This is a genomic window from Nitrosophilus sp., from assembly GCF_982775275.1.
On sequence record NZ_CEXZHP010000002.1, the window covers coordinates 1 to 10,405 of the forward strand.

The 10,405-nt window shown below is 30.4% G+C and carries 9 protein-coding genes; 6 read left to right on the forward strand and 3 right to left on the reverse strand.

The window, feature by feature from the left end; genetic code table 11:
* The first annotated feature begins 143 nt into the window (after positions 1-143).
* The 5 genes from AC30RD_RS00230 to AC30RD_RS00250 all read left to right on the forward strand — a co-directional run bounded on the left by AC30RD_RS00230 (position 144) and on the right by AC30RD_RS00250 (position 6,365).
* On the forward strand, positions 144-1,547 hold the full coding sequence (locus tag AC30RD_RS00230) for a Do family serine endopeptidase (RefSeq protein ID WP_489492101.1): 1,404 nt from the start codon (positions 144-146) through the stop codon (positions 1,545-1,547).
* Positions 1,548-1,632: 85 nt separating this feature from the next.
* Complete coding sequence (locus AC30RD_RS00235; RefSeq protein WP_489492129.1) at positions 1,633-2,277, forward strand: response regulator transcription factor; 645 nt, start codon at positions 1,633-1,635, stop codon at positions 2,275-2,277.
* Between the two features lie 3 nt (positions 2,278-2,280).
* Entirely contained in the window at positions 2,281-3,483 is a 1,203-nt protein-coding gene (locus AC30RD_RS00240) for an ArsS family sensor histidine kinase (protein WP_489492103.1), read from the forward strand.
* A gap of 51 nt (positions 3,484-3,534) precedes the next feature.
* Complete coding sequence (locus AC30RD_RS00245; RefSeq protein WP_489492104.1) at positions 3,535-4,566, forward strand: alcohol dehydrogenase catalytic domain-containing protein; 1,032 nt, start codon at positions 3,535-3,537, stop codon at positions 4,564-4,566.
* The gene (locus tag AC30RD_RS00250) at positions 4,566-6,365 is read left to right on the forward strand and encodes an EAL domain-containing protein (protein WP_489492106.1); all 1,800 of its coding nucleotides are present in this window, start codon (positions 4,566-4,568) and stop codon (positions 6,363-6,365) included. Before AC30RD_RS00245 ends, AC30RD_RS00250 begins: the two co-directional genes overlap by 1 nt.
* On the opposite strand, the gene AC30RD_RS00255 is transcribed toward AC30RD_RS00250, so the two are convergent.
* Positions 6,352-6,801 carry an NUDIX hydrolase gene (locus tag AC30RD_RS00255; RefSeq protein WP_489492107.1) on the reverse strand — a complete coding sequence of 150 codons (450 nt, stop codon included), beginning with the start codon at positions 6,799-6,801 and terminating at the stop codon, positions 6,352-6,354. The genes AC30RD_RS00250 and AC30RD_RS00255 overlap by 14 nt on opposite strands.
* Positions 6,802-6,825: 24 nt before the next feature.
* Between AC30RD_RS00255 and AC30RD_RS00260 the strand changes: the two genes are divergently transcribed.
* Positions 6,826-7,590, forward strand: coding sequence for an undecaprenyl-diphosphate phosphatase (locus AC30RD_RS00260; RefSeq protein WP_489492108.1), 765 nt, complete (start codon positions 6,826-6,828; stop codon positions 7,588-7,590).
* Here the strand turns inward: AC30RD_RS00260 and AC30RD_RS00265 are convergent.
* Together AC30RD_RS00265 and AC30RD_RS00270 are read right to left on the reverse strand one after the other, a co-directional pair.
* A complete protein-coding gene (locus AC30RD_RS00265; protein WP_489492109.1) occupies positions 7,573-8,865 on the reverse strand; it encodes a TolC family protein in 1,293 nt (430 codons plus the stop codon). The two genes, AC30RD_RS00260 and AC30RD_RS00265, sit on opposite strands and share 18 nt — an antisense overlap.
* Before the next feature lie 17 nt (positions 8,866-8,882).
* Positions 8,883-10,405 (reverse strand): DHA2 family efflux MFS transporter permease subunit (locus AC30RD_RS00270; RefSeq protein WP_489492110.1); only part of this gene is annotated, 1,523 nt, incomplete at its 5' end.

The following is a 10,405-nucleotide window of genomic DNA, read 5'->3' on the forward strand; positions in this document are numbered from 1 at the left end:
TCTCACTCTCTCACTTTCTCACTCTCTCACTTTTAATTAACCACAAATCCCCTCATTTACTATTTGTTTACTTTTTATTAAACTGCGTTTGCAAAAATTATATTATCATTTCGATACTAAAAATTTTAAATCAGGAGGAAATTATGAAAAAAGCGGTTATTTTATCAACCGTGGCGGCTTTGATGCTTTCTGCAGCTTCGATAACTTTTAACGAAGCTCCAAAAAATTTTAAAAGAGTGATGCCAAGTCAAGAAAAAAATGTTGTGTTATCCTTTTATGACGCTATTAAAGAGGCAAAAGATAGCGTAGTAAACATCTCTACAAAAAAAAGGATTAAAACACCAAATTTTGCGCAATCTCCATTTTTTAACGATCCCTTTTTTAGACAGTTTTTTGGGCCTCTTTTTAAAGATAGACTACCAAAAGATAGGATTCAAAGATCTCTTGGATCTGGTGTGATAATAAGCGAAGATGGATATATAGTAACAAATAACCATGTTATCAATGAAGCTGACGAAGTTACCGTAACTTTGCCAAATAGCGACAAAGAGTATAAAGCAAAAATCATAGGAAAGGATCCTCTAACCGATCTTGCCGTTATAAAAATAGATGCAAAAGATTTAAAACCCATAAAACTTGGCGACTCTTCAAAATTAAAGCCGGGAGATATAGTATTTGCTATAGGAAATCCTTTTGCTATAGGAGAGACTGTTACTCAAGGTATAGTATCGGGATTAAATAGAAGTAATGTAGGGATAAACACATATGAAAATTTTATCCAAACCGACGCTGCAATCAATCCTGGAAATTCAGGTGGCGCATTGGTTGATAGCAGAGGAGCCCTAATAGGTATAAACAGCGCCATTATAACAAGAAGCGGCGGAAATAACGGTATAGGTTTTGCTATTCCTGTAAATATGATGAAAGATGTTGTAAAAAAACTTGTGGAAAAAGGCAAAATCGAAAGAGGATATCTTGGAGTAATAATAGAGGATTTAAGAGGGGATCTAAAAGAGGTTTATAAACATAAATATGGAGCGGTTATCGTAGATGTGGCAAAAGATTCCGCAGCACAAAAAGCGGGGCTAAAAAGAGGCGATTTGATCATCGAAGTTGATGGAGAAAAGGTAGATGACGCAAACGAGTTAAAAACTCTCATAGGCTCTAAAGCTCCAGGAGAAAAAGTAAAAATAAAATATGAAAGAAATAAAAAAGTTTACACAACAATAGTAAAACTCAAATCAAGACCCGAATCATCCATAAATGTAGAAGATGAGTTTTTTGGATTAAGCTTAAAAAATCTTGATGAACAAACAAGAAGAATGTATAATATCCCTAAAGATGTAGAAGGGGTATTGATAACAGAGGTTAAGCCAGATAGCAAAGCCGATAAAGCCGGTTTCAAAAGAGGCGATATTATAGAGGCTATTGAAGAGATAGATATAAAAGATATTGAAGATTTCAAAAAAGCCATAAAAAAATATAAAGGTCCAAAAAGAGTTTATGTCAACAGACAAGGCTATCCTATTATTTTGGTATTGAAATAAAGTTGGAAGTTGGAAGTTTCAAACTTCCAACTTAAAATCTTCAAACTTAAAACATACCCTAAAAGGAAAATCGTTGAAAGTGGCAATGATAGAAGATGATATTGAGCTTGCTCAGATTTTAGAAGAGTTTTTAAATTCTCACAATATTAAAGTAAAAAATTTTGATGATCCTTTTGTTGCCATCTCATCATTAAAAAATGAAAATTTTGACGCTTTGATACTTGATCTAACTCTTCCAGAAATTGACGGGCTAGAAATCTTAAAAAAGATTAGACAATTTTCTCAAATCCCCATTATAATTTCAAGCGCAAGAAGCGACATTACGGATAAAATAATAGGATTAGAACTTGGAGCGGACGATTATCTGCCAAAACCATACAATCCAAGAGAGTTAGAAGCAAGACTCAAAGCTATCACAAGAAGAGCGATAAAAAAAGAGGAAAAAAAAGAGTTTTATATAGATAACGACGCAAAAGAGATCATTTTTAAAGAAAATCCCTTGGATTTAACGCCTGCTGAGTATGAGATTTTAAAATATTTTATAAATAACCCAAACAGGGTTATCTCAAGAGAAGAGCTTATCAAAAAAATATCCTTGCTAAGTCAAACCTCATCTACAAAAAGTATTGACGTGATAATCGGGCGAATAAGAAATAAAATAGAAAAAGATAAAAAAAAGCCAAAATATATAATCTCGGTTCGGGGGATAGGTTATAAATTTAACGGGTAAAATATGAAACGCTCTATCTTTTTTTATATAACTTTGATATTTTTAATAGCCTTTTTTAGCATCTCTTTTTCTTTTTATCTTTTTTTAAAATATGAAAATGAAAAATCCAATTTCCAGATAAAAAATAGATTTGCCCTAATATCGAAAACTTTAACATGGAAACTACAAAATATACAAAATATAAAAAGGTTGGAAAAAGATTTAAGCGAGATCGATTTGATTCTTATCGATTTTCCAAAAGAAGCGATAAAAATCGTAAAAAATTCTCAAAAAATAGAAAAAATCTCTACTCTTTTTGGAGATTTTTATCTTTTAAAATATAATGGTGATTATTATATCTTTATTCAAACCTTTGGTAATTTTTTGCTTTTAAAAGATATTTCCCGTTCAAAAAATATTTTTATCTACCCAATTTTTTTGATAACTCTTTTGATTTTGCTTTTAGCCTATATCGGAATAGTTTTAAAATTAAAGCCCCTTAAAAAAATTCAAAAAGAGATAAAAAAACTCTCAAAAGGAGATCTAAACTTAGATCTTGATATAAAAGGAAGCAGTGAAATAACAGAGGTTGCAAAAGCTCTAAAAGAGTCTATTGAGGCTATAAAAAATATTTTAAACTCTAGAAAACTTCTGCTAAGAAACATTATGCACGAATTAAAAACCCCAATAACAAAAGGAAGAATTGTAGCTGAGATGATAGAAGATGAAAATAAAAAAATTAAACTTATAAAAATCTTTGAAAAATTAAACTCTCTAATAAACGAAATCGCCGCACTTGAGAGGATAAACTCAAAAATAAAACCAAATCTTGAGATGAAAAAAATAGAAGAGATTATTGATGAATCCATAAAACTTGGAATGTTTGATAAAAAAAATATACTTATAAAATATTTAGACAAACCTAAAATCAATGTTGATTATAAACTTTTTTCTATTGCCGTAAAAAATCTCATAGAAAACGCTATCGCTCACTCAACAGACTCAAAAGCAAAAATATATGTTTATAAAAACAAAATCGAGTTTTTAAATATAGGAAGTCCTCTTAAAAACGATCTTTCTTACTATATCGAGCCTTTTTCTAAGGATAAAAAAAGTAAAGGCTTTGGGCTTGGACTCTATCTTGTAAACTCCATTTTAAAACTTCACAATTTCAAATTGGAGTATCAATATAACAACTCTTTAAATATTTTTACTATCTATTTTTAAAAATTAAATCTTTTTATCCGATAATATAAAAAAAATAAAAAGATTATAAAGATGTTGGCACTTAGATTTTATGACCAAAGAGATATTAGACTTGAAAACATTCCAAAACCCAAACCTAAAGATGATGAAGTTTTAGTAAAAGTCACCGATGCTGGAATTAGTCAAACCCAAATAAACGAATTTGTAGAGGGACCTTTTATTATCAATAAAGAGCCCCACCCGCTGACAAAAAAGAAGACCCCCTTAATACCCTCTCAAGAGTATGGCGGAATCGTTGTTGAAGTAGGTAAAAACGTAGATAGCTCTTTGATAGGAAAACAGGTTGCCGTGCTACCTTTGCTAAGTTGTGGCAAATGCTTTTATTGCAAAAATAAACAAGAACAACTTTGCGATAAAATGGCCTATCATGGATTATTGGGGGCAGATGGGGGATTTTGCGAATATAGTGCGGTCAATAAAAATAATATCTTTGAGATTGAAAAAAGAGAACTTTTAACCTTTGTAGAGCCGATCCTCGTAGCCTTGCATGCCGCTCAGATATATAGTAGATTTTTTGAGCTAAAAGACAAAAAGATTTTGATTTTGGGTGCCGGGGCCGTAGGTATAAGTATAGCGGCTGTTTTTAGAGATTTTTTTAAAGCGAATATTGAGTTAAACGATATTTTGGAAGCAAGACTAAAAAGAGCTAAAAACGCCGGTTTTAAAACCGTCAAAAAAGAGGAAATAGATAAAAAATACGATCTTGTAATAGACGCGGCGGGGATGGATACGTTTATAGACAAACCGGCTATCACAGAAGGTGCGGAGTATCTCAAAAAAGGCTCTGTTTTATTAAATATAGGGACATATTTTCATCCTATCTCTTTTGTCCCTTCAAATATGCTTTTAAATGAACAGTTTTTATTGGAGTCTATCACATACAACTCAAAAGATAAAGAGAAACTAAAAGAGGCTCTAAAATCGTTAAAAGTTGATTTTAACTACTTTATAGAGTATATCGATCTTAAAAATATCATAGAAGATGGCTATTTTAGAGCGGAAGTTGATAAAGAGAGTTTTACAAGAATAGTGGTGAGGCCCTAATGTTAAATGAACTAAGATTTCTTCTTTCAAAGATATTAGACGCAAACGTAGATATAATAAAAAAAGATAGATTTACTTTGCGAAAAAATATAAAATTTTTCCCAATAGACAAAAATTATATTTTTGTCTATGACAAAAACATACCCACAAAAACTTTATATGAGATAAAACTGTTTTTAGGAAAATTTCTATCAAAATATGAAAAAAATATCGAAGATTTAAAAAAATTAAAGATACTTCAAAAAGAGCTTGACAATATCTTAAAATCTAACGAACTTTTTTTCTCCAAAAAAGGAGATTTAAAAGACTTTTTTATCTTTTTAGAAGATCAAGATATCGATTTTTCTTTGATTGAAAATCAAAAAGAGATAATAAATAAAAATATAGACAATTTTACGATTAACGTAACTTTAAATAAACTAAAAAAAAGCAAAGAGTTATCTCTTCCTATAAAGAGCGGAGAGATATTTGCCATAAAAGAGGGATTTTATATAGTAATTTTGCAGTCTAATAAAAAAATTGACGAATTTACCAAAAAGGTAATTAGATCAAGACTTTTATGGCTAAACGCATTATATGAAGCAAAAATGTTATATGAGATAGACAAACTAACAGGACTTTATACAAGAAGCAAATTTTTAGATGAAGTTGTAACAAAATTAAAAAATAGCTCATTTTTATTTATAAATATTAAAAATTTTAAAGTTATCAACGAGATCTATTCAAGCTATATAGGAGATAAAATATTACAAGAAATTTCACAAAAACTTAAAAAATATTATCCAGAGGAAAAACTTTACAGAATATATGGAGATAGATTTGCAATCGCTTTCAAAAAGGAAAAGCTTGATCAAATTTTTAAAATTTTCAAAGAAAAAATCGATCAAAATCTATTAATTTATAACAAAAAAACAAAAGAGTATGTGCAGCCAAATTTGGATTTTCAAATCCTGTTTTTTGAAAATTACGTAGATGAGATTTTAGAAAAAGCAAACGCCTCTTTTAAAAAATCAAACAAAGAAATTTCATATTTTTCAAAAGATATCGAACCTATATTAAAAGAGGAGATTGAGTATTTTAAGATACTATTGCACGCTCTTGAAAATGAAAACGTTATCCCATATTTTCAAAGAGTAGTAGAAAAAAATAGCGCAAAAACCATCTATTTTGAAGCTTTGATGAGAATAGCTTACGAAGAGAAAATCTTTACCCCCGTAAAATTTATAGAGATCGCTAAAGAAAAAGGTTTATATAAAAAATTAAATAGCATTATGATTAAAAAATCTATAAAATCGGCAAAAAAACTCTCCAAAAAAATCTCTATCAATATCGATATATATGACGTTTTGCAAAAAGATTTTATAGAAAATATCAAAAAAATAATCGAAGAAAACAAAATAGCACCATCTTTAATTCAGTTTGAAATACTTGAGACGGAAAATATTTACGAATATTTCAACGAAGTAAAAATTTTTATCGAAAAGATAAAAAAGATCGGATGTAGCGTAGCTTTGGACGATTTTGGAAAAGGGTATTCCAATTTTTCTTCTATTGTGGATTTAAATATCGATTCTATAAAAGTGGATATGAGTTTAGTTAAAAATATAGATAAAGATAAAAAATCTTTTTCAATTTTACAAGCTATTTGCGAATTTGCGACTCTTTTAAATATCAAAACCACAGCCGAAGGAGTTGGAAATAAAAATATATATGAAAAAATATCTAAACTAAATATAGACTATATTCAAGGCTTTTTTATAGATAAACCAAAACCTTTAAAGGATATTATAAAAGAGTAGCTTTTAACCTATCTAAAAAAATTCTTTGACTTTTTACTATCTTTTGATAAGCGGTATCTATATCAAACCATTGGGCTTTATCTACTTCTGGAAACTTTTGAATTTTTTTTGATTTAGGGGGCCACTCCAGCTCAAAAAAGTTTGATTTTATATGGGTATCCAAATCTTTGTTTATGGCAAATATATGTAAAACTTTTCCATCTGTTTTAAATTCTCCCAAATCTATAAAATCTCCCTCTATTTTTTTGCCGGTCTCTTCAAAAAACTCTCTTTTTGCCCCCTCTAAAACATCTTCACCCTCTTTTATTATCCCTTTTGCTATACTCCAAGCGCCTATATCTTTTTTTGCCCAAAATGGTCCACCCATATGAACTAAAAAAATTTTTAAAACCCCGTTTTCGATTTTAAATGGTAAAATACCTGCACTAATTTTCATTTTTACCTCTTTTTAGGAAAATATATGGATATTATACAAGCTTTTATCTTTGGGGTAGTAGAGGGTTTAACGGAATTTTTGCCCGTATCATCAACGGGTCATATGATCCTTAGCGCAAAACTTATGGGAATTGATCAAAACTCCTTTCAAAAAAGTTTTGAGATTATTATACAGCTCGGATCAATACTTGCTGTTGTATTTGCTTTTAAAGATAAGATTTTTAAAAGCCCCCTTCTTTGGAAAAAATTGATTGTAGCCTTTTTGCCTACGGCAATTTTGGGATTTACTCTTTATAAAACGATAAAGTCTCTTTTTGCCCCCTCAACGGTAGCTTATATGCTTATAATAGGAGGAATCGTTTTTTTAATAGTGGAATATTTTTATAAAGAAAAGTCTCACCATATTGAAAATGTAGAAAAGATAAGCTATAAACAAGCCTTTTTGATAGGACTTTTTCAATCAATCGCCATGATACCCGGCACTTCAAGAAGCGGCGCAACCATAATAGGAGGACTTCTTATAGGACTTAAAAGAAAAGCCGCAGCCGAATTTAGCTTTTTGCTGGCGGTTCCTACTATGTTTGCGGCAACTGGATATGATATATTAAAAAATTATCAAGAGTTTGACATATCAAATATCGCCTCTTTATCAGTGGGTTTTATTACCGCCTTTATAGTCGCTTTAATCATCATAAAATGGTTTTTAAATTTTATAAAAAAGCACTCTTTTATCTCTTTTGGAATATATAGGATAGTTATCGGGATTATATTTTTATTTTTTATAATTTAAATTTTTTATAAATTCATTTAAAGATATTTCTAACAAAATTTTACATTTTTGATTGAAAATTTGAGCCTTAATGTTTGCAAGATTTGCCTTTGCGTTTGCCAATGAGGCGATTGAGCGCATAAGCTCATCGGCACTTGAGAGTTGATTGTCAAATCTACCTTTTGTTAGTTTATAATAGCTATACTGAGCCCTAACTCTTTTTTTAGCCCAATTTAGTTTTATTTCTAAAGCCTTTAATAGATTTTGCTCGCTTTTTAAAATGGTTAAAACTTTTCTTTTGTAATCGTTTAGATAAGAGTTACGAGATAGTTTTTTATATTTTGCGGCCTCTATCTTTGCTTTATCACTAAATCCGTTAAAAATATTTTGAGTTAAAACAAAACTAACATAGCTTTCGTTGCCGTTTCTATATCCATCCCCATCAAATTTCAAATCATCTCCATACCCCCTAAGACCCGCTTTTAAATAAAGCTTTGGATAAAGAGCGCTTTTTGCCAAAAGTATATCTTTTTCATCCAATTTTAAAGCCTTTTTCAAAGCCAAAATATCTTCTCTTTTTTCTATCTCTTTTTCAAAATCGATTTTTTTAAGATCAATATCTAATAATCCATCAATTTTATCTATTTTGCTTTTTGTTAAATACCCAAGCATATAAAAAAGATTCTTTTTTTTACTCTTTAACTCCTCTAAATTTGCTTTTATTTCATACTTTTTTGCTTCGATATTGTAAACTTCGCTTTGTGCGATTAGTCCTTGGTTATAAAAGCCTATCGCTTTTTTATATGAGATATCTACCGCTTTTAACGCCTCATTTGCGGCTTTTATACCTTCATTTAGAGCAAAAATCTCACTATACAAAAGTGCGGCTTTCATATATAGGTTTCTTTTTATATCCTTTTTTTCAAGCTTGGACTTTTCTAAGTCAATTTTGCTTTTTTGTATCATATTTGTTATAGCAAATCCCGTAAACAGAGGATAACTAAGAGCTATCTCTCCTCTATATTGATTTATAGAAGCAGCCTGAAAAGAAGATGGCATACCAAAAATTCCAAGATGCAAAAACATTCTTGGCTCTTCTTGTAGATACAATCCTTGCAAGGAAGCGTCAATTGATGGAAGATTTTTACCTAATCTCGAATTTAAAATCTCTTTTTTAGCCTTTATCTCATACTCTTTTGCCCTTAACATCTCATTTTGTTCAACTTTTTTGATAATTTCTATAAAACTCTCGGCGTTTAAAAGTAGCGGCAACAAAATAAAAATCAATCTTTTCATCCCTTATCCTTAATTTTTTATTTATAAAACTTCGAAGTCGGACCTCGAAGTTTTATAAAAAGCAATATAACAAAAAAACTACCAAGAATCCCCCAATATGCAGCATGCATAAATGTGTTGTAAAAGCCGTAGTTATAACTTATAAAAAGCTCAAAATTTCTAAAGATCTCTACTATTAACTTTTTTGATACTCCTAAAAGTTTTTGAACCTCTTCTAAATAAAATCTTATATATTCAGCATTTTGCACTTCATTCATTCTATCAAAATTTAACGCTTTGAAAAACTCCATATTATTTGTTGCAAGAGCCGTTCCAAAACTTCCGCCGACAAATCTAAAATAATCCATAAGCACAATTGCTAATTCGCTTTTATTTTCAGGTGCGCTTTGAAGTATCAAAACAGTAACGGGAGCAAAAAACATCCCCATTCCTATACCAAAAGGAATAGTTAGTAAAATCGCCTGCGCCATTGGCGTATAATAGTTTAGACTTGGAAGCAATATAAAAGATGCAAAAAGATATATTATCGTAGCTATCGCCACTGTCTTTTTTGCTCCTATTTTATCGCTCATAATACCGGCAATTGGAGAAAAGATACCTATAAAAAGAGCAAAGGCAAATACGGCTATCCAGGCATCTAATGTTGGAAGCCCTTTTATATGCTCATAATATACCGGAAGCAGATAAAAATATTGATACATACTAAATCCAAGAATAAAAAAGTATATAAATATTCCATTAGTAAAGTCGCTATTTTTAAACAAAGAAAAATCAATCAAAGTATATTTTGAATTTAACTCAACCAGGGCATAAATCAAATAAGAGATAATTGATAAAAACAGCAAAATACCAATAAGTGTCGAATTTAGCCATCCTAACTGTTGACCCTTGCTTAACATTATCAAAAGAGAAACGGTTGCAAAAGATAAAAAGAAAAAACTAACAAAATTAAATTTTAGCTTTTCAAAAAAACTCTCTTTGGGCAAAAAAATAATACCCGCAATTACCAAAATTGCTCCAATTGGAACGTTTATAAAAAATACCATCCTCCAGTTGTAATATTCAGTTAAATATCCTCCAACAGTAGGTCCAAGAGCCGGAGCGAAACTAACTCCAAGAGCAAATATTCCCATAGCAAGTCCCTGTTTTTGCGGAGGAAAGTAGGAAAATATCATAACATGGCTTGTTACCATTATAAGCGCTTCTGCAACTCCTTGAAAAACTCTTGCCAAAATAATTGCTTCAAGGGAGTTTGAGATACCGCAAAAAAAGGATGCTAAGCTAAACATAGCCACGCCTATTAGATATATAGCTTTTGCACCAAACCTTTTTATCAAATACTCACACAACAAAAGCCCAATAGCAGCCGATACCATATAACTTGTTATAATCCACTGCACTCCATACATATCAGTCGAAAGTGGCCCTGTTAGCTTTGGCACTATAACGTCAACGACGGTGGTATCAAGAATCGCCATAAAAGCGCCTACCATAACGATTATGGTAAATATGGCTCTCTCTTTGTTTGTTATGTCCCAAG

Coding starts and splice junctions, on each gene's coding strand:
- AC30RD_RS00230 (WP_489492101.1), top strand. CDS start 144: ATGAAAAAAGCGGTTATTTTATCAACCGTGGCGGCTTTGATGCTTTCT.
- AC30RD_RS00245 (WP_489492104.1), top strand. CDS start 3,535: ATGTTGGCACTTAGATTTTATGACCAAAGAGATATTAGACTTGAAAAC.
- AC30RD_RS00260 (WP_489492108.1), top strand. CDS start 6,826: ATGGATATTATACAAGCTTTTATCTTTGGGGTAGTAGAGGGTTTAACG.
- AC30RD_RS00240 (WP_489492103.1), top strand. CDS start 2,281: ATGAAACGCTCTATCTTTTTTTATATAACTTTGATATTTTTAATAGCC.
- AC30RD_RS00235 (WP_489492129.1), top strand. CDS start 1,633: ATGATAGAAGATGATATTGAGCTTGCTCAGATTTTAGAAGAGTTTTTA.
- AC30RD_RS00250 (WP_489492106.1), top strand. CDS start 4,566: ATGTTAAATGAACTAAGATTTCTTCTTTCAAAGATATTAGACGCAAAC.
- AC30RD_RS00255 (WP_489492107.1), bottom strand. CDS start 6,801: ATGAAAATTAGTGCAGGTATTTTACCATTTAAAATCGAAAACGGGGTT.
- AC30RD_RS00265 (WP_489492109.1), bottom strand. CDS start 8,865: ATGAAAAGATTGATTTTTATTTTGTTGCCGCTACTTTTAAACGCCGAG.